The sequence below is a fragment of the Brevibacillus gelatini genome, assembly GCF_050920745.1.
Classification (GTDB): domain Bacteria; phylum Bacillota; class Bacilli; order Brevibacillales; family Brevibacillaceae; genus Brevibacillus; species Brevibacillus gelatini.
Genome location: NZ_CP154342.1, coordinates 653988 through 674176, shown reverse-complemented (window position 1 = coordinate 674176; position 20189 = coordinate 653988). Strand labels below are relative to the sequence as shown.

Below are 20189 nucleotides of genomic sequence, written 5' to 3'. Positions count from 1 at the left end.
CGGCTGTTGTCAGGTTGTCGTATGTGATGCTTGGGGAACTGCACCGAAAAATTCAAAAGCATCTACATGACCTTGGAGAAGAGCCTCTTGCTTCTGATGAGCAAATGTCTTGATGAAAATCTTTCTGCTGTACGTGCAACGCATACAAAAGACTTGAACCTTCACTTGTTTCCCTTGTAAATGAACCGTAACCTCACCCCAGTCAAATTGAGCAAATCGCCCTGGCGGGAAATCAAGAGGGACAAATGCTTTAGGAGGAGAAACGCGCAACTCTCTGACGTAGCGTCGTACAGTAGATTCACCGCCGGTGAATCCATGTTCGTCAACGAGTCTCTGGTAGATACGTTTGGCAGTATGACGCTGCTTCGGGGGAGTTTGTTCATCTTGACGCAGCCATTCCAAGATGATGGGCTTGACAAAATCAATGACTGGCTTCGGTTTCGGTTTTGAAAGCTGATATACAGGGATTTCCGTTGATGTCAAGGCTTTTCGTATCACTTGACGCGAGTAGCCAGTTTCGCGAGAAATTTGACGAATCGACTTCCCTAGCAGAAAGTGTTGTTTCCTGATAAACTCATAATTAGCCATCTGAAGCATTTCCTTTCCTCCTATATCTTGTTGTCTAGACAACTACAAGATACAGGAAAGAGGTGCTCAGGTGGTCAACTTTTTTATGAGCGATGTACCACTAGGTGGTCAATTATTAGATTAGCATTCACAAAGGCGACTTACAACTGTAAACCTTGGTACCCGGTTCTTTACGCATGATGCTACCTGCGGCGTCTCCCATTTGTACTGTTCCGCGGTCGGTCTCGATGGCCACCTTGGCTCGTCACGTCGATCCAAGGCAGCTCGTTTTCGTCCCGATCCACATCCGTCCATCCAATCGGAAAGCCCATCAGGCACTAGGTGGGGGTATAACAAAGGACGACTATGAATAGCCGCCCCTAATCGAACTTATAGTAAAAAAAAGAAGCGGGACAATGCCCGCTCCGTTGCTGTATATGCCAATACACCTCAACTATTAGTCCTTCCTCACCAACAGCGAACAACACTCCACATGCCCCGTATGCGGGAAGCGATCTTGTTACCGCAGTGTATGTTATAATCGCTTAAAACCGCATAAAGTCAACCTTTTTGTCGTGAATACTTGTAGTATTCTTTTGCCTTAGTAGACTTTAGCTTTAATTTTTGCGGCAGTTTTGCGGCAATCATAATCTAATCGCTTTCTTCTTTCTCACATCATACAGACCAAAGCAAAACTAAGTGAAACGGACCTCAAACGCACACAACGACTAGAACCCTACCTCACTCTTCATCTTGTTTTTTTAACAACTCAATTGCTTTTGAACCAGCATGCGCATTAAATAATTGAAACATATTATATACAAAACTTTTCATTTCCCACAAAATTCGAAACATGTACAAAAAATAAATCCAAATTAATATTGCGGCCATCGTATTATTAATCGTGTTATTCAGAGGGAGACAAAAATCCTTGGGTAAGCTCCCTATTACCAACAGTAACAAAACATTAATTACTATTGCTGAAATAATGCTCATCATTAACTTTATGAAATACTCATTGCTCTCCTGCAACTTACTTCTTCCAGCATTATCGTCCCCAGAAACCTTTCGACTTTTTTTAGCGTCTGCTATTAATAACCTTCGCAACAAATCATTATTTACTAATGCTTGAAATAATGCATAACCAGTAAAAACAATAGCGAATAGAGCTAAAATAATACTATTAAGATTTGAGACTGCCTTATAAGTTAACTCCACTGTGTCTTTTGAAACACCTATTAATCCGGCTGGAATAATCGAAATAATTCCAAATACCAAAATAGATGATCGCGAATCTTTCTCAGTTAAGATATCAATTAACGCTTCCTTAAACAAAGTCCAGGATGAACGGCTAGAAAACAATTTTTCAATTTTTTTAACATCAATTGCCATAACCATTCATCACCTTCTAGAAAAATAGATTTCTAATTTTTCCTTTTTACAAAAGGTATAATATTCGATTTATTAACCTCGTAAATTTTCCTATTCCCTTCACTAACCATTGAAATACTCTCAATATCCTTAGAGATGCTTATAATTTCTAACACTGACTTTTCTAATGATGTTTCTTCGATACTAATATCCAAGTTTTCAGATAGTGTACCATTACGTATCTTCCCTTTACTTTTATCTGGATATGTCACCTCAAATACTGGTTCAATTGTACCTTGTGCAGCAGTTAAGATATCTATTATCCCAGACTTGGAAGTTGGTGAATTTAACACTACTAATCCAGTTTTACTACCAACTTTTTTCCTTAGATCTGATGTCATTCCCTCAAATAAATCACTAAAATCAATATCTCCATTTAATGGATAGAATCGTAGTGTGAGCTTGTTAATTTTCAAGACCCTATTCAAAGCTTCATCTATTGATTCCTTCATTGGAATACCAACGACATTCACAATTGGATAAGGTAAAGGATCTTGCTCTGTTTCTCTACGATATGTATTTTCTTGTCTAATATAATTATTTAATACCTGTTTAAATGTTGAAGAGAAAGACTTAATATCCGGGCTGCCTTTTTGATTTTTCACTAACACCATGCGGTGATTTTTCAAAAATATTAAAAATATTGAATACGGTGCAGAAGGAATTGATTCATTGGCCTCAACCAAATTCCCATGTTCATCTATCTTTGATAGTACCTCCAATGTAGTTTTTTTTACGATAATTCCAGTTAAGACAAAATCGCCTTTTCCGGAATCAATAACCTCTACATTAAGAAACTCAAATCCTTGTTCACCTTTTTCTTTCGTAGTTTTATCCAGCAATGCCGGCATAATAATTGTATCGAAGTAATTCAATAAAGGCTCTTCATTATTTCCAAAAACAATATTAAAGTTTGCAACTGTCATTTTCTTTTTACCCATTAACAGTCCCCTCCGAATTGCCTCAATTTCATAGGTATATATACCCGCATGGTAATGTCTAAATTGTTCGACATTACTCTCCAAAATCCTTCAATAAATTACATAAAATACTTATTATTTCGATAATATTAGATATCAATATATATCAGGTTAGATTTTTCTGCCATTATACATCAACCAATATTGTGTCAAAGGATGTATGTAGGCATAAAAAATCCTCCACACGGGAGGAAAAAGCTTTAGAATATTTATCCTGGAATCAATTCTCGTTACCCATCATCTGATTTAGTTCTAGATATTGAAGAGAAATAAAGTTTAACCCGAAATGTTTATTCTACTGGTTCTTCAATATCGAACCCACCTTTAAGAATGAACTCTTGTAGCAAATTGTGTACTTTTATATTGATTTTAAAAAGTGGAATTGTTACGTTCTCCAGTTTTTCGAAATATTCCTTTGCCTTAGCTTTGTCTACAGAAGATTTTAAATCGTCAAAGCGACCGAATTCGTTGATGTTTGCCGCAGTAGCATTAGCAACCATGAGATTGCGAAGTTTCTTTTCATCTAATCCTAAAAATTGTACAACACGATGAATTTGCTTGTTTTTTCCTTTTGATTGGTACTCAGTAATGTACTCTCTGAAAGTTTTGCCGCTTTGCAATTTGACATTTCCACTTTGCACGTCATGGAGGAAGATATTAGCGTACTTTTGTTCTTCTTGCGTCAATCTGGCGAATGACTTATGCAAATCATTTAGTGTCTCCTGCATTTCAGTTTCATCTATATGATCTTGTGTAATGATTTTCAAAAACTTCTCAAAGCGTGAGTTCATATAATCAGAGTCGATTTTCCCTGTATCAATCTCCGTTAGGTAACTATCAATTTCAAAAGGTACGTCGTCTTCTCCACTTCCGCCGCTACCACCGAACAATTCTTTATAACGCATTGCTAGAACCAAATAAGTATTTTCGTCTATTTTCATATCAACTTTTGTCTTTGGTTTTCCACTACCATGACTGAATGAATATGTTGACTGATTCCATGTAAAGCCTTGAATCTTTGCAGCCTCCAGATAGTTATTGAATGATTTGAATAGAGACGCAAATTTTCCACGCTCTGCACGGTCATCCGGCAACTTTTCAAAGTTCGGAATTCCTGAATGGAGGAATAGCTCGCTGATGTCATCAAAAATTGAATTCAGCTTCTGTAAATTGTACTCAAGCTTTTCTACAAATAAACCAATAGGCTTATCACCAGAATATAACTTCACAGCTTTTGCGATGTTTTGTTCCATCGTATGTGGATATCTGTAATATCGAATTGTTCCGAAAGGCTTGTCCGGTCCAAACAGACGATTTGTGCGCGAGAATGCCTGGATGATATTTTCATATTCAAGCACTTTATCCATATAAAGCGTATTAATCCACTTGGAATCGAAGCCTGTCAGCATCTGATCGACTACAATCAAAAGATCGAGCTGCTTTTCCGGTGTTCTTTCTACCAATTGATATGGCATTTTGTGAGCGAGTCGCGTAGCAATGTCCTTTTTGAACTTATCGTAGTTCTTTAGACTAAAATCCTGTCCATATCTGGCGTTATAATCCTCGATTATTTCAACTAGACCGTCCTCTTTAAAAGCTACTCCACCATCGTTATCAATACTTGGATCAAAAAGGCAGGAAATTTTTAATGTGGGCATGGCATTTTTTATCAACCGATAATAGCAAATCGCATCCGGAATACTACTAGTAGCAAAGATAGCATGGAACTTCCCGTTACGACTTAATCTTAACCAGTTATCAACAATGTCTTGTACAACCATATTCTTATGTTTTTCAATTTCATATTGGGACTTCGGCAAATAGTCCTCAATACCTTTGACATACTTACCATCCTCACCAATATATCCCGCCATTTTTACTTGAGAAGAATCCATGTATTTGTAAAATACTTCACTCTTCTTAGGATCCGCAAGAGCCTCTTCAACGGTTGTAGCTCGTGCTTGTTCTAAAGCAACAGCTTGCCGAACATCCTTATCTTTGTAGGTCAACACTTTGTATGTGTCAAATCCAAGAACATTCTTATCACGAATACCATCGGCAATGCTGTATCTGTGCAGCTCGTTGCCGAAAATAGTTGATGTGGTATTCATTTTCTTTTGGTTTTCTTCATGAATCGGTGTTCCTGTAAATCCGAAGAAAAGAGCTGATGGGAAAGTTTTCTTTATATTCCAAAGCATATCTCCGAAGGTAGAGCGGTGCGCTTCATCTACAATAAAGACGATTCTCTTGGAATTCATTATCTTAATATCATGAGAGTTCAAACTACCATCTTCGTCTTTGATATTACTCATTTTCTGAATTGAAGTGACTATAAGCATATTTGACGGGTCGTCGCTTTTTAGTTTTGAGATTAACGTAGCAGTATTCTCCGTTGCTTGAACGGACTCATTTCCATCTGCAAAACTGCGATACTCTTTCAAGGACTGCGTTCCTAGTTCAATTCTGTCCACTAGGAAGATAACCTTATCGGCATCTTTTGAGTTAGCAATCAGCTGGGCCGATTTGAAACTTGTCATCGTCTTACCGGAGCCTGTGGTATGCCATACATAACCTCCGAGCCTATCTCTGCCATCCCAGTTAGTTTTGGAAACACGGTCAGAAATAGCGTTTGCTGCATAATACTGATAGCTGCGCATAACTTTCAGTTCACCTTCTGCATCATCTGCAACGGTGTAAAAGCCGATAAGTTGATGTGCCATCGGAATTGAGAGCAGTGATGCGGCAATATCTTTCCAGTCGTTGATAGGCTCGTTATTAAAATCTGCCCAGTGAAAATAGAAATCCTTATTAAAATTTCCATCAATTCCTGGATTGGCGAAATAAATGGTTTCTGATGGTTCCATAGCAACAAAAACCTGTATCAAAGAAAATATTCCAGTAAAAATACCCTCACGAGAATATTTTTCTATCTGATTATATGCTTGGCTAACCGAAACGCCACTGCGTTTCAGCTCGATATGAATAACTGGCATGCCGTTAATTAAGAGCATTAAATCGCCGCGGCGATCATTTAGTATTTTTGACTTGCTTTTAAATATCGGCTGCTGAGCAATCTGATAGCGACTTTGTCCAGCAGCAATTTCACCTCGATCATAAATCTTTAAGCTAATCTCTTTCCCAAAGTGTAGAGTATCATTGGGATTATCGCGGATAATAGATACAGTTCTTCCGTTGATAAAGCCGTTTAATCTTAAAGGTGTCCGTAATGTAGTGATCTGCTCCATAATTTGCTGCATCTCACCATTTGTCAAAGGATAATCATTCAAACGGTCAATACCACGGTTATTTTCAAAGAGAATGTCCGCCCAGTTTTTTAACAAATCTTCTTCTGTGGGAAATTTCAGTATCTCAGGTTCCCAGCCTTTATGAGTGAGTGCCTCAATCAAGGCTTCTTCAAAATCAGATTCTTTAGCAAAAACCATTGTGCGTTCACACCACCTATACAAACATCTTTTCTAGCATAGTCTTTTTGATATTTTTCAATTTGTTCAACTTACGCTTTTGAAGATTAATGAGATTGTCGAGTACCTTAAAAAAGTTACCAATTTTCTTTTGTTCGTCTTCACTTATAGGCACGAAAATACTCTTTTCAAGAAGTTCATTTTTAGTAATTCCTTTGATGGATGTTCCTTGTACTTTATGTAATTCACTTTGCAATTTTTTATAACATGCGTATACCCCGAACCATGGGTCAATATTAAGTCCACTTAACGATAAAAAATCTTGGCTTGTAGTATAAGCAAACGGTATTATAGCGAGTTTTCCAACTCCTACACGCGTAATAATAGCAATAGAATCTTCGGGTATTAATTTTGTTGCAGAATTCCTTAATCCCGCCTCGGAAATATATTTTCTTGGTGAAACTCCGAACACTTCATCTTCAGTCAAATCAGATGATTGTATCCATGGTATATTGCCATTCCAATATTCTTCATTGCTTGTTGCCGGTGTCCCTCCACCGTAGGTACTAGTCGCAATACTTCCCAACTTACGCTGTTCCCAAGCATCATTAAATCCGGCAAAACGGAATTCCGGAACATTGGCTCCATCCTTCGGAAACATTTTTCCAAGCATAGATTTTTTGAAGTTTACTAATTTATCATACTTACACTGATGAAGTGTGATCAGGTTGTCGAGACGTTCAAAAAACTCAATAATTCTATTTTGTTCCGACTTAGAAGGAATAATGAGTGTTCGCTTTTTCCAATCGTCAATATTAAAAACCATCTTTTCAATATCAACGCCGTAAGAGCTAAGTAAGAACATTCTATACATGTCATGACGTTTTGATATGAGTGCCCAAAATTTGGAGGAAATAATATCATTACTAACTACCACTAAATATTCATTGGAAACTACTGATTTATCTAGGTGTTCGGGAACTAGTCCGTTTGCGCCATGTATCACTTGACGCTTCGATATAATATAATCACCAGTCCTGATCTCGAAATAGTTCTTTACTAGAATATCCCTACCTTTTAAAAATCCACGAGACACTACGCCTTCGTTGCGGCGTTTCACAGTAACCAACTGGTATACCTCGTCATCCTTCAATATGATAGGCCGTTCTACATCGGTCACGATCTCACCAACTTTACGTTGTTCCCAATCATTGAAAAAGCAAATGAAGCGAATCTCTGGTTTTTTATCTATTTCAGTCATATAATTCACCCTTTAACAGCCTCCGAAACTCGCTAAGACCTTTCATATCATACTCGTTGCCAACGAGTTCATCCATGAGTGCCGAGAGAGTAGACTTTGTTTCCTGTATCTCTGATACGACCGCTGAGTATGTAACAGCATATTTTTTAGAAATCGCTTTGATTTTTCCAACAAGTTCACCAATAACCGCATGGGGAAGTTGGTTAATGCTCTCGATAAGTGGAAGTATCCATTTCTGTTCGAGCAATTTAAGCGCTTGTTCATCAGAAAGCGATTCAATAGTTTCCTTTGTTTTCATATGCAGTGCCGCGGCATCAGCTTTTACTTGGGATTTTACTTCCTTTTCCTCGGTCATTAACTTACTCACTTTTACAATTTTTGCTTCAAAGGATTCTTCTGGAAATTCAATAGCGGACTGAAGCTTTTCTAAATAAGCATTTACTTCTGGTTTGCCATAAGTGCCATCTTTATTTGCTTCCATATTGGACCAAACTACATCATCATTTGCACTGATAAAGGAAAGTTTGTCTGCTTTTTTGGTTAGTTCGATATATGCTTTCAAGGCCCGAATTTCTTTGGTATCCACATCGGTATAAATTGCTTTGAGTATATTACTAACCTCTTTTGCGACAAAGGCATCGTTGTCATCGTTTGTTACTAAATTACGATCCTCCTCAGAAAGTGACTCGAGTATTTCATCATATTCTGCTGAGATTTCGGTAAGGCGGCCTTCTTTTTGTTTAAGTGCTTTATATTCTTCCGAAAGTAGCGTCCGCTGAACAAGCTCAAACGGAATAACACGACCGATCCAGCCATCCTGTACCTCTTCTTCCCTACCGTCCTTCTTCTTTATAACCATATTGGGATCAACTTTTTTTACTGCATTGAAACCCTCAGTCTGAATTATTTCAAGATCAACAGATGTTTTTATCCACTCATCGTTTAGCAATTGATATGCTTCATATTTATCAATGAGCGGAATTGAATTAAGACGGGCAAAAATGTCGTCACTTAAAACGGCCTCTTCCTTTGAAATATTGAGGTTAGACATTTTCGTTATAAGCTCGTTTTTCAAAAATTGATCGAAATCTCCGAAAGCACTCCTAAAGTTGGAGAAAAAGGACAATACAGCAGGATGTTCATTAACAGTCTGTTCAATATCTTCAGTTGCCAGTTCAGTGTAAGGTTCCGAAACTTTTTTAAATAATGCCTCTTGTAATCCTGGAAAAGAAATCCAGTACTCACGAAGTTCATCAATCTCTCTTACAGGAATACCTCCAAACATAGAAGCATAAATGTCCCATTTTTCTGCTCCTTCAGAGGAATCTATATATCTTGGGATATTTAAATTGTATTCATTTTTCCTGATATCATCGCGGCTGACTTTTTTTGAGAAATTGTCAATATCGTCTCTAGCAATAACGGCATCAACGATCTTTTTAATGTCAGAGGCTCTAAGTTTATTGTTCTTGTTAACTTTAATAAAACCTTTCGATGCATCTACAATCAACACATCAGTATTTTCTCGTTTTTGCCTCAGTACCATAATAATCGTCTGAATACCTGTCCCAAAAAAAATGTTAGCAGGGAGTCCAATGATTGCATCAATGTGATTACCTTCAATCAGATTTTTGCGTATCTCTCCCTCTTCACCGCCGCGGAATAAAACACCATGTGGAAGTACGATTGTCATAATACCATCTGGCTTAAGATGATATAAGTCATGAAGTAGGAAAGCATAATCAGCTTTTGATTTCGGAGCGAGACCAAAACGTGCATACCGAGGGTCTGTTGCTTTATCACCTGGGTCCCAATGCTGAGAGTACGGGGGATTAGATACAACCGCATCCACATAAAGTGGATTATACGTTTCCACCGGATTAGTTTCATCAAAGTAGGGCCAATCTTCTTCTAAAGTATCACCATTGCGAGTTACTATATTATCTGGGAGTATGCCACGCATAACTAAGTTCATACGAGTAAGATTGTATGTATTCTGCTTCAGTTCCTGTGCATAGTATTTGATGTTTTTTTCACCATCAATATGCTTTGAAACAGAACGACCAATATTGATTAAAAGAGAGCCTGAACCACTCGTAGGGTCGTATATTTTTATTTCCGTCCTGTCCTTTAAATGGTTTGCAATAATTTCGGACATAAGCAAAGATACTTCATGTGGAGTATAAAACTCCCCTGCTTTTTTCCCAGCGTTGGCAGCAAACATACTGATCAAATATTCATAAATAAAACCAAGGACATCATAGTCCTGTTTTCCATCCATAGGAATATCTTTAATCAGATGAATCAGATCGTTAATCGCTTTTGTTCGTGAGGCGGAGCTATCACCAAGCTTGCTTAAACCAGTCTGCAGAGTATCAAATATGCCTTCAAACACCTTCTTATGGGAAGCGTTAATCAGACGATTGAATGCCGATAGGGCATCCGTAACATTTGACACATCAAAATCTCTGCCCATATTAAGCCAAGTTGAGAATAAGTCCTTGTAGGCAATAAAGTATCCGATATTTTCTCGGACAAACTTCACTGTTTCTGCATCATCTTCAGAAAGTCCCTCGATATCTTCCTGAGTAAAGCTGTTGTCCTTTAAAAACTTTAACTCTTTGTCGGACAGGTATTTGTAAAAAATAAATCCTAATATATAATCTTTAAATTCGTTAGCCTCGATCTTTGAACGCATTTTATTAGCGGATTCCCATATTTTCTTTGCAAGTTGTTGCTTATTCATAAACTTTTATCCTCTCTACAAACATATTTAATAAATTACATTGTATCTTCTAGAAAAGTAAGGAATTCACAAACGATCATATCACCCTTTTATATCCACACATCATTTATTATACAAAATTTATTGACCGAATTCCGTAGAACAATCTGTCCGCCCCCCTTAATAAGAGGCCCAGCAATGATCAGTTTTGAACCTATAATCCAGTATATCTCAGCTTTTCAGTTCTATATTATACTCTTGAATGGGGCTGTCCAATAAGTCCCCAAAATAAAAAATGGGCGGAAAACCGAAAGGTTCCCGTCCATTTTTTAGTTCCTTCGTCTCTTTATTGATGAAGGCAGTCAGGCGGATGCTCGCCACCTTCAGTAGATTGTGGGCTAAAGCCACAATCCCAAACTCTGTATGAACCTTATCCAACCCTCGCAAGGAAAATCGGCGGAACGACCGATTGCCCTTGATGTGACCGAACACGCTTTCGACTTCGACTTTACGCCGAAAATAGATAGCGGACTTCTCGTCATCCTCAAGGGCTCCTTTGGCTTTTGCTTTCAACTCTTCCCAGATCGTATTCCAGTGTACCTGGCGGTTTCCTTTTGCTTTCGTACAGGCTGACTTGAGTGGGCAATCCCTGCAATCCTCACATTCATAAATCTTGAAGCTCTGTTCCAGACCAGAATGTGTTTTTTTCGTTTGATATTTCTTAAATGGAACATTTCGGCCGTTAGGGCAAATGAATCGATCATCCAACTCTTCGTACGTCCAATTCGATGCATGTCGTATATCTTTTTGGTAACTTCTCGTTTTCTCTTTCATGTAGTTGCTATAGGGAATGAGAAAATCAAAACGCGGCTCTTTTTCTTCTCCAACTGCATACAAATAGTTTTCCTCACTGCCATAGCCCGCATCGGCAATGACCGTTTTTGGCATCGGTAAAGAAGACGCAGCCAGTCGTTCCATATGTGGAATGAAGCATCGCGTATCCGTTGGACGTTGATGAAGGCTGTAAGACAAAATAAACTGGTTTTCCGTGGCTATTTGCACGTTGTATCCCGGCTTTAACTGCCCATTTTTCATGTGGTCTTCCTTCATTCGCATAAACGTGGCATCCGGGTCTGTTTTGGAATAACTGTTGCGCTCACCGAAGATGACCTTTTGCTGTTCATACTTCGTCAGGCGGGGAAGAAAATCCTCACGGATTTGTTTTAGGGGTTGCTTCAGGGCACTACGCTCTTGGCGCAAGATTTTCCGTTCGGCACTCTCACTTGTGTTAGCGATTTGTTCCGTCAATTCTTCGACTTTTTCCTCCAATGCGGCGGCGGCTTCTTCGAGCTTGGCAGGGAGTTCCTCTGAATGGACAGCGACATACTCTCCAGCCTCTTGTCGGGTAAGGCTATGAATATGGGCAAGGGTCTCCTGGATCTTTTCCTTCAGCTTCTCTTCAAAGCGAAGTACGGACTTTTTCCATACAAAGGAATACTTGTTTGCATTGGCTTCGATCTTCGTGCCATCGAGAAAGTAGTTTTCCATCGTGATGTAATTGTCCGCAATCAGCTTTTGAATCATGGTTTCAAACAACTCGTCTATGAGAGCTTTCATGCGTACACCACGGAACTCGTTTATGGTCCGAAAGTCGGGCTGTTGCATCGCAGCCAGCCACATGGCAGGGATGTTCTCTTGCAACAGCTTTTCGATTCCACGGCAGGAATAGACTTTCTGCGAGTATCCGTAAAGAATGACTTTCAGCAGCATTTTCGGATGATAGGAGCTGCGACCGCCCCCTGTATAATGCGCGAACAACTGCTTGTCTGGAATGGCCTCGATCATCTCATCAATGACACGTGCCACATGATGGGGCGGGATATACAATTCCAAATCCAGAATCATTTGGATTTGCTTGTTGTCGTAAGATTTGAATGTAGGAGCAAGTTTTCGTTTGGCAATCCTATTCTTTTCTATATCCCCTAGAGGAAGTGAAAGTTCCGTGATATACTGTTCAGTAGTAGTCGTTCGATTACGCAAAAAAATCGCCCTTTCTGAGTTGGTGGTGTGGTAACTTCCATTCTACAGGATGTGGCGATTTTTTTGTGCCTAATTTTCACATTTCAAATAAAAACGGGGCCTCCAGCAGTCAGTTTACACTGACTTTCTGGACAGCCCCATTTTTATTTCCAGTAAAAACACGCTAATAGGCTGTTTTAATAAACCAATCATAAGGAGATGATTTCATGGCACACGAAGTTGAATCCATGTTCTACACAAGGGAAGCCCCATGGCATGGACTAGGTAATCGAGTCGACCATGCCCTAAGCTCTGAAGAAGCGTTATGCGCGGCTGGGCTAAATTAGGAAGTAATTCAAAAGTCAATTCAGACGGATGACGGTATTGAGATATCTGGTTTCAAAGCTAACATAAGGTCAATAGATGACCAAGTGCTTGGCATCGTAAGTAACCGCCGCTACTCCATCGTGAACAACCACGAAGCCTTTGCCTTCACTGATGATTTGCTCGGAGAAGGCGTTCGCTACGAAACAGCAGGAAGTCTGCAAAACGGAAGGAAAGTATGGCTGCTTGCCAAATTGCCTGATAACTACATTATCGCAGGAGATCACATCAGTCCATATCTAGTTTTCTCCAACAGCCATGACGGAAGTGGAAGCATCAAAGTAGCAATGACTCCAATTCGTGTGGTCTGCCAGAATACCTTAAATCTTGCTTTAAATAAAGCCAAAAGAATCTGGACAACTATTCATACCGGCGATATCAAATCTAAACTGAATGAAGCGAAAAAGACACTTCTGTTAGCTGAGTACTACATGGAAAAGCTAGGGTCTGAATTGGATCAGTTGCACCGTATCAAGATGCCCGATCACAAAGTCTTAGAATATATTGAACTTCTGCTACCTATGCCAGACAATGCGACAAAAATCCAGCAGAAGAATGTCGAATTTTTACGTTCCGATATGAAACTTCGGTATTTCGAGGCTCCTGATCTTGAACACGTTGGGAAGAATGGGTATCGCTTCATCTGCGCCTTATCTGACTTTGCTACCCATGTGAAGCCGTTAGTTAAACTCTGCTGGACATAGGTACTATTAAAAATTTTAGTTTTTTACCTTTGCAGCTTTAGCTTTAGAAAACGATTCAAATGCCTATGGTCTCTCCAAATTTCAAGTATATTCGACACCATTAGCGTTGCATAAAAAATGAATCCATCTATTGTCAAATTATTCTGAATGACATTTTCAACTTCACAACCAAAAACGAGAACAGCCAAGCAAAAGGTAGCCACTATCCATTTGGCAGTTTTATACATTTATTACAACATCGACAACAACAAACAACACTTACTTCCTTTTCTGTCGCCCTCTGGATGTTCGTTTGGATTGGTAATCCATTCTGCCTATCCATTGTTCAAAGGTCTGCCAGAGAAACACTTTGAGCCATCTACTGATTTGCAGCAGACTGTGCTGACTGTTTCTTTCCAGCTTTACAAGAAGCAACAAGCAGTAAGCAATGAGAGCGAGAAAAACTTGATTCCAGACCGCATTTTCACTTGTTCCATAGAACGTCTTGATCTTTGCGTGTTGTTTCATCCATTTGAAAAACAGTTCTATTTGCCAGCGCCAACGGTAGATGTCGCTCAATTCTTCTGCTTCTAAGTCGAACCTATTGGTGATGATTCGAATACGATTTCCTTTCGAATCATGCGTTTCAATCAGTCGTAACACATTATCCACCCGTTTTTGTGGCGTTCCAAGAAGGATCATGGAGTCGGATAAAACGGAGCTTTCTGGTGGTACTTTGAAAGTATACAAATGACGAGTTTCCGCGTTATCCTTGAGACGTGAAGCAAAAAAGATGCCCTGATCGGTATACTCATCGAACTTTTCATAATCCACGTACCCTCGATCAAAGACGTACATGGCTCCGATCTCATCAATCAGCGACTCCATTTGGGTGCGGTCATTGGATTTGGCACAAGTTAGGGAAATCTTTTCAGGATAGACATCCTCCTGGCTTGCGAAAACGAGACGAAGATGAATTTTGATTCCTGCCTTTGTTTCGCGAAAGGTTGCCCACTTATACTTTTGCAAACATAATCCAATTGTAGTGGAATCAATGATCTTTATGTGTTTTCGAAGAGAGCAGGCTTTTCCAGAAACGCGTTGAATTTGCTGGACAAGGTCGACAAAAACTTCTTCAAGCAAAGCAGGTTCTACCCGATTGTTTTTTCGACTAAGCTGTGCGGGGCTGATCGATGACAGTCCTAATTCTTGCTGAAATTTCTTTGATAGAACATCGTCAGCAATGGCTCGAAGCCCTTCGCGTTGCTGAAGTTGGGCATGTAAAAATAGGAGAAGATACGCTTTTGTCGTCAGCTTCTTCACGTACTTGTCTTGATCCGTTTCGTCAATTCGTTGTTGAAGTTTCATAATATTGATGGGTGCAACCCATTTACCAAATGAAGAAAATAGGGTATTCTTGTCCATGAGCTATCCTTTGCGTTGGATTTGGACAGGAACTACCTGACCTTTCCAGTGTAAAGGATTTTTTTGTTCCCTAGACAACCAAATACCAAAGATTATGTGTATTTTGAATGATGGGAAAAGATTAATGCAACGCTAGTGATTCGACACTTACACATAAGAAAAAACAGGAAAAAGTTCGTGAGGACTTGGTATCTTTCTCATGATATTTTACTCTGGAGTTTCATGACTTTCGTCTTTTTGTTGTCATAAAGGGGGAAACGTAAATCTAAACCACTCATTCAAAGAAAAAGTCGGTACAAGGTCTTATATCCACTGATTTCGCGGCACTAAACTGCCGTATCCATATGTGTCTCGTAGCAGAGAGACATTTCCGTCTTAGTAGAGATGAAAAAACACAATGAGGATGAATTTGTCAGCAATTCAAACTAGGAGTACGAACGAGAACTAGATATTGCTCGAAAGGAAGTTTTAAGGATGAAAATTATCGGGATTTTACTTGTTATCATTGGAGTAGTCGGAATAGCAATGGGCAGCGTTATGTTCGGGGATATAGGAATTGCAGCGATGATTGGCGCCTCTTCCGCATTACTTTCCGGCATCGGTTTTCTTATAAGAACATCCAAAAATAAACAGACGTCATAATTGGAGGACTGAAATGAAAGTCATTGGTATTTTGCAAATTTTGATAGGCATTAGTGGTTTAATTTTTGGCAGTATGATGGTAGGAGATATCGGCATTGCAGCTTTGATCGGCGCGGTAACTTCCCTTTTGTCCGGTACAGGATTCTTGTTGCCAGAAAATGAACCACGCAAAATGGAGCAAAAAACGAAATTAGGACTAACTCTTTCAGGAGTAGCTGCATTGTTACTTTTAGTCATTGGATTAGCTGTAAGCAATGGGAACGATAATACGATGAGCCAAGAAACATTTTTAACTGAACAGCAATTTGACCAACTCTATACAGATGCGAAATCGTTTAAAGGCTATCAGATTGATTTTTACGGGCGAGTGTTCCAAATACCCGAAAAAACAGAAAGGTATCAATCCTTCCAAGTATACGCCCAAGACGACAATAACAAGAACACGATTATTCGTCTGGATGACACTACCTTTGACATTCAAAAAGGAGACATACTGCATATTGTAGGCGAAGTTCAAGATATGGTTCAGGGAAAAAATGCCTTTGGAGCCATATTGAGAATTCCTTCCATTGTAGCCAAAAAGGTAGAAAAAACGGATTACGCTACAGCGTTTGCCCCTGCCATAAGGACGATTCAAGTGAATCAGGAACAAAATCAAAACGGAAACGTCATGTCAGTAACCAAAGTTGAACTGGCAAAACAGGAAACTCGTGTACACCTCAAAATAAAGAACGAATCGGCAGATACAATTGATTTTCATACCTACTCATCCTCATTGATTCAGAGTGACAAGCAATACGAGAGAATCACTAACTTTCATGCAAATTATCCTGAAATAAACAGCGACAATATCCGTTCAGGCGTTACTACTGAAGGAGTACTTGTTTTTCAAGCTATTGACCTCAACGGTGATAATTTTACTGTTATATTCGAGGGCAGTAGCGATAACTGGAAAGTGAATATCGAGCCGTTTATGTTTGAAATCCCATTGAAGCACGAAATCCCTGCTACAAAGGATAAAAATGCATCTGCTGAATTGAATCAATCGAAAGGTAAGAAAACTACGGACAAACTACTTTCTTCCGTTCAATTACAAGATCATGATAACAGTCTTTCAGCATCTGAAACTTCAAAAAGAGCGTTGCCTAGCAGTTTATATGGCGGAAGAATCCCAGGAATTCCGTCCGGCATTGGTGACAGTACGATCACTTTAAGCGATTTAAACGGTGAAATGGAAGAAGAAATCGATACAGGAACTGGATTTGCATTTGTTTTTTCCAATGCCATTTACTATACAACTTCGCAACTGAACATAAATGGAAACATTACAGAAGGTGAAATTACAGCCATTCGTTTTGTAAACGGTCATTCCGTGCTTGGAATTACAATTGGAGATCTACCTGAAAGTATTATTAAAAAACTTGGAGAGCCGGATTATAGAGGGTACGATAATCTTGAAGGTTGCTATGTCATCCAATATTCCATGGGCGACTATAATCTTGACTTTTTTTCCGCGGATGAAAACTCACCGACTGTATATGCTTTATATTATTCAATTTTATAATTTTCTGCTCTGCAGCAAACGACGCCATACACAAATATAACAGTGAAAGTCGAAAAATCACAGCAACCCATTGGGCGAATTAAAAGAAACTGGCTAAAACATCTATCACTCTAACAATGAAAAATGAGATAATTTAACCTTGGCATGTTTCAAAGCAGTCATTCTGTGAAGGCTATACCGATCACCAAACGGTCAATTGACCTGGACTTAACAAATCTTGCATCAAACGAGCTCTTTCTCAGATTCATGCCCAAGGAAAAACTTATAAATAACTATAAAAAAAGGGGTTCTCTCGATGAGGAAAACGATTCTCAGCTTGATTTTCATCATTACTCTGTCCCTCACCATGAATCAATCAGCATTTGCAGCAGAAATAGCTATAAAACTAGTCGGTCAAAATGAAGGATGGATACATGCTCCAATTGAACGAAATGGAGTAGAAATTTTCCCTATTGGCCAAATCCTAAATTTCCTTGATATAAGCGGAACAGAGACAGTCTATTACAACGAATCCCCTGCTTATTCTTTTGTCACATTTCAAGGTCAATGCTTCAAAATTACACACGGAAAACCCGAAGTGCAAGAATATGAGCTTGATGAGTCTGGAAGCTGTTTAGTACAAACCGGCGATAGTTACCGAATGGAAGTTGAAGCAGGATATTTGGACTCTTACAATCTCGGCATTTTTGTACCGCTTAGCTTTATTAGCGATATTCTCCAGAATCCGAAATTTGGAAATAAATTTACCACACATTATAATCCAAAGGGACACACCCTAGAGTTCACGATGGTTAATAATAATGGATCTGGAAAAATAGAAGCAGTTAATCCGGTCACACTAGCCATGAAAATCAATAGCCCTTGGTTGCTTACTAAGGACGACGGTAACTTATTCGACGAAAACGACCATAGCGTTACACCGATCATTCGAAACAGTAGCACTTTACTTCCAATCGCCCCCATTATTAAACAGATGGGAGGAACTGTTCACTGGAACGGAACCGAAAGAAAAGTAACAATAACATTAAATCAGAATTCAATTGACCTTTGGATAGATAGTAAATCAGCACTTGTGAATGGCGTTATCAAAAAACTCGAAGTCCCTCCAACTATAATTAAAGGGAAAACGATGCTTCCTGTGCGCTTTGTAACAGAAAATCTCGGAGCAAAATTGCTTTGGGATGGAAATTCACAAATGATCCTAATTTATTATGGCGGAGCAGAACCTCAACAAATGGATTTGTTAGAATACAACTATAAAATCTCCATGCTTGATGCTTTTCAAAAACAGGAAGACAATCGCCAAACCCTTGCGGATGTTGTAGAACAAAATAAGAAAAAACATGAACAAGTGCAATACAACAATACTGATCCATTAGACTATTATGGAAAATGGATTCATATTGGAGATCGAGTTGCATTAGGTACATTTAGCGGATATGTAAAAGATATTCGTGGAACGAAAGTACTCGTATACTGGGACACTGCATCATTCCTAGTTGATCCAGGTAAAGAGCGAGAAATGTCTAAAATTTATGGCATTACATGGCTAGCAGATCAGTGGATGGATGCTAAAGCAGTTGTACTATCCGAATAATTATCCAAAGAAAGGCATGAGGTTATCAGATAATTCAATCCTCCTGCCTTTCTTTATTTTGGCCTCAAAATACACCCACATGTTTCTTTGATTTATATCACTAGCGTTGCATTAATATAACCAGAACAAACATAATATTCAGTATTTTTATGTTGAATATGGAAGACACAAAAAAATCCTTTACAATGGAATGGTCAGGTAGTTTCTGTCCAAATCCACTGAAAGGATTACATGTATGGACAAGAATACCTTATTTTCGTCATTTGGTAAATGGGTTTCGCCTATTTTTTCGAAACGTTTTTTTGAAGATTTGGCTTCTAGTGATCACGACAAGTACGTCAAAAAGCTGACGACCTCCGCCTATCTCCTGTTGTTTCTGCATGCTCACCTTCAGCAGCGAGAAGGATTACGGGCGATTGCAGATGACGCGTTAGGAAGGAAATTTCAACAAGAACTTGGCTTTACCTCGATCAGTCCTTCCCAACTTTCACGCAAGCATCAGCAGTCTCATTCCAACCTGTTACAACGTGTGTTCAGGGACTTGGTTCAACGGATTCGGCTATGCTCTCTTCCCCCAGCGATGAAACGTGATTTTCGCATCGTAGATGCGACCACGATCCCTTTGTGCCTCCATACATACAAGTGGGCGACCTTTCGTGAGACAAAAGCGGGAGTAAAACTTCACTTCCGGGTCGCATTTGCTTCTTCAGAAGACGTTTATCCGGAAAGGGTACAACTGACGCCAGCACGTGTTCATGACCGGACTCAACTCGATACGCTCGTAGACCATCCGGGTACAACGTATGTGTTTGATCGAGGATTTGTAGACTACGCCAAGTTTGACGCGTTCTGCGAACGCCGGATCTTCTTCGTTACGCGAGTAAAGAAGAAGGCAGCTATCCGGTATCTGTTTGATCGTCCGGTTTCCGAAGGGAGTTCCATCAAAAGAGATGGTTATGTACAAATGGGGACACAGCAAAAGCGAATGAAACATGTCCTTCGCCTCATAGAGACAACCGATTCACAGGGAAATCCCCTCCTGCTGATCACGAATCGATGGGAGTTATCTGCCGAAGAAATCAGCGAGATGTATCGGAGTCGCTGGGCCATTGAAATCTTCTTTAAATGGTTGAAGCAACACGTGAAAATCACTTCGTTTTACGGAAAAAGCCAAGAAGCGGTTCTGAACCAAGTGTTCATTGCCCTGATCGCCTTTTGCTTACTTCTCTTGGCCAAAATCTTCTCTGCTTGCCAAGAAAGCTTGTTGCAAATCTATCGGTGGTTACGTGTGATGCTCTGGGAGGATAGCCGAATCTGGTGGGAGCGATTAACCTCGAAACGAAGAAAGCCTGATCCATAAGCAGGAAGGAAACGGTTGTGTAGCATCTGGTTTAAGTGTATATAAATGCCAAATGGACGGAACTACCTTTGTGGGTCACTCCGTTCTTTAGCCATTTGGAAGTGGAATTCAGTTCAGAAAAATCAGTTT

The 20189-nt window shown here is 39.4% G+C and carries 13 protein-coding genes; 5 read left to right on the top strand and 8 right to left on the bottom strand.

The annotated features are described in order from the left end of the window. Positions 1-9 precede the first annotated feature (9 nt). From istA to AAFJ72_RS03485, 7 genes are all read right to left on the bottom strand, one after another. Entirely contained in the window at positions 10-597 is a 588-nt protein-coding gene (gene istA / locus AAFJ72_RS03515) for an IS21 family transposase (RefSeq protein ID WP_432776072.1), read from the bottom strand. A gap of 711 nt (positions 598-1308) precedes the next feature. Continuing rightward, positions 1309-1959 carry a hypothetical protein gene (locus AAFJ72_RS03510; RefSeq protein ID WP_432776071.1) on the bottom strand — a complete coding sequence of 217 codons (651 nt, stop codon included), beginning with the start codon at positions 1957-1959 and terminating at the stop codon, positions 1309-1311. A gap of 32 nt (positions 1960-1991) precedes the next feature. Further along, entirely contained in the window at positions 1992-2939 is a 948-nt protein-coding gene (locus AAFJ72_RS03505) for a hypothetical protein (RefSeq protein ID WP_432776070.1), read from the bottom strand. A gap of 329 nt (positions 2940-3268) precedes the next feature. Continuing rightward, positions 3269-6421 carry a type I restriction endonuclease subunit R gene (locus tag AAFJ72_RS03500; RefSeq protein WP_432776069.1) on the bottom strand — a complete coding sequence of 1051 codons (3153 nt, stop codon included), beginning with the start codon at positions 6419-6421 and terminating at the stop codon, positions 3269-3271. A gap of 16 nt (positions 6422-6437) precedes the next feature. Next, the gene (locus tag AAFJ72_RS03495) at positions 6438-7661 is read right to left on the bottom strand and encodes a restriction endonuclease subunit S (RefSeq protein ID WP_432777141.1); all 1224 of its coding nucleotides are present in this window, start codon (positions 7659-7661) and stop codon (positions 6438-6440) included. After that, positions 7654-10407, bottom strand: coding sequence for a type I restriction-modification system subunit M (locus tag AAFJ72_RS03490; protein WP_432776068.1), 2754 nt, complete (start codon positions 10405-10407; stop codon positions 7654-7656). Before AAFJ72_RS03490 ends, AAFJ72_RS03495 begins: the two co-directional genes overlap by 8 nt. Before the next feature lie 210 nt (positions 10408-10617). After that, positions 10618-12426 (bottom strand): IS1182 family transposase, encoded by a 1809-nt coding sequence (locus tag AAFJ72_RS03485; protein ID WP_432776067.1) that lies wholly within the window; start codon positions 12424-12426, stop codon positions 10618-10620. Between the two features lie 332 nt (positions 12427-12758). On the opposite strand from AAFJ72_RS03485, the gene AAFJ72_RS03480 reads away from it, so the two are divergent. Beyond that, a complete protein-coding gene (locus AAFJ72_RS03480; RefSeq protein WP_432777140.1) occupies positions 12759-13493 on the top strand; it encodes a DUF932 domain-containing protein in 735 nt (244 codons plus the stop codon). Positions 13494-13751: 258 nt separating this feature from the next. Here AAFJ72_RS03480 and AAFJ72_RS03475 read toward each other — a convergent pair whose 3' ends face one another. Next, entirely contained in the window at positions 13752-14897 is a 1146-nt protein-coding gene (locus AAFJ72_RS03475; protein WP_025845287.1) for an IS4 family transposase, read from the bottom strand. 474 nt (positions 14898-15371) lie between these two features. Between AAFJ72_RS03475 and AAFJ72_RS03470 the strand changes: the two genes are divergently transcribed. The 4 genes from AAFJ72_RS03470 to AAFJ72_RS03455 all read left to right on the top strand — a co-directional run bounded on the left by AAFJ72_RS03470 (position 15372) and on the right by AAFJ72_RS03455 (position 20060). Next, positions 15372-15539 carry a hypothetical protein gene (locus tag AAFJ72_RS03470; RefSeq protein WP_432776066.1) on the top strand — a complete coding sequence of 56 codons (168 nt, stop codon included), beginning with the start codon at positions 15372-15374 and terminating at the stop codon, positions 15537-15539. A gap of 13 nt (positions 15540-15552) precedes the next feature. After that, positions 15553-17103: a hypothetical protein gene (locus tag AAFJ72_RS03465; protein ID WP_432776065.1), complete on the top strand. Its 1551-nt coding sequence runs from the start codon at positions 15553-15555 to the stop codon at positions 17101-17103. A gap of 295 nt (positions 17104-17398) precedes the next feature. Beyond that, positions 17399-18700: a copper amine oxidase N-terminal domain-containing protein gene (locus tag AAFJ72_RS03460; RefSeq protein ID WP_432776064.1), complete on the top strand. Its 1302-nt coding sequence runs from the start codon at positions 17399-17401 to the stop codon at positions 18698-18700. Positions 18701-18935: 235 nt separating this feature from the next. Continuing rightward, a complete protein-coding gene (locus tag AAFJ72_RS03455) occupies positions 18936-20060 on the top strand; it encodes an IS4 family transposase (RefSeq protein ID WP_432774378.1) in 1125 nt (374 codons plus the stop codon). The last annotated feature ends 129 nt before the right edge of the window (positions 20061-20189 follow it).

Coding starts and splice junctions, on each gene's coding strand:
- AAFJ72_RS03465 (WP_432776065.1), top strand. CDS start 15,553: ATGAAAGTCATTGGTATTTTGCAAATTTTGATAGGCATTAGTGGTTTA.
- AAFJ72_RS03470 (WP_432776066.1), top strand. CDS start 15,372: ATGAAAATTATCGGGATTTTACTTGTTATCATTGGAGTAGTCGGAATA.
- AAFJ72_RS03490 (WP_432776068.1), bottom strand. CDS start 10,407: ATGAATAAGCAACAACTTGCAAAGAAAATATGGGAATCCGCTAATAAA.
- AAFJ72_RS03460 (WP_432776064.1), top strand. CDS start 17,399: ATGAGGAAAACGATTCTCAGCTTGATTTTCATCATTACTCTGTCCCTC.
- AAFJ72_RS03510 (WP_432776071.1), bottom strand. CDS start 1,959: ATGGCAATTGATGTTAAAAAAATTGAAAAATTGTTTTCTAGCCGTTCA.
- AAFJ72_RS03500 (WP_432776069.1), bottom strand. CDS start 6,421: ATGGTTTTTGCTAAAGAATCTGATTTTGAAGAAGCCTTGATTGAGGCA.
- AAFJ72_RS03455 (WP_432774378.1), top strand. CDS start 18,936: ATGGACAAGAATACCTTATTTTCGTCATTTGGTAAATGGGTTTCGCCT.
- AAFJ72_RS03505 (WP_432776070.1), bottom strand. CDS start 2,939: ATGGGTAAAAAGAAAATGACAGTTGCAAACTTTAATATTGTTTTTGGA.
- istA (WP_432776072.1), bottom strand. CDS start 597: ATGCTTCAGATGGCTAATTATGAGTTTATCAGGAAACAACACTTTCTG.
- AAFJ72_RS03495 (WP_432777141.1), bottom strand. CDS start 7,661: ATGACTGAAATAGATAAAAAACCAGAGATTCGCTTCATTTGCTTTTTC.
- AAFJ72_RS03475 (WP_025845287.1), bottom strand. CDS start 14,897: ATGGACAAGAATACCCTATTTTCTTCATTTGGTAAATGGGTTGCACCC.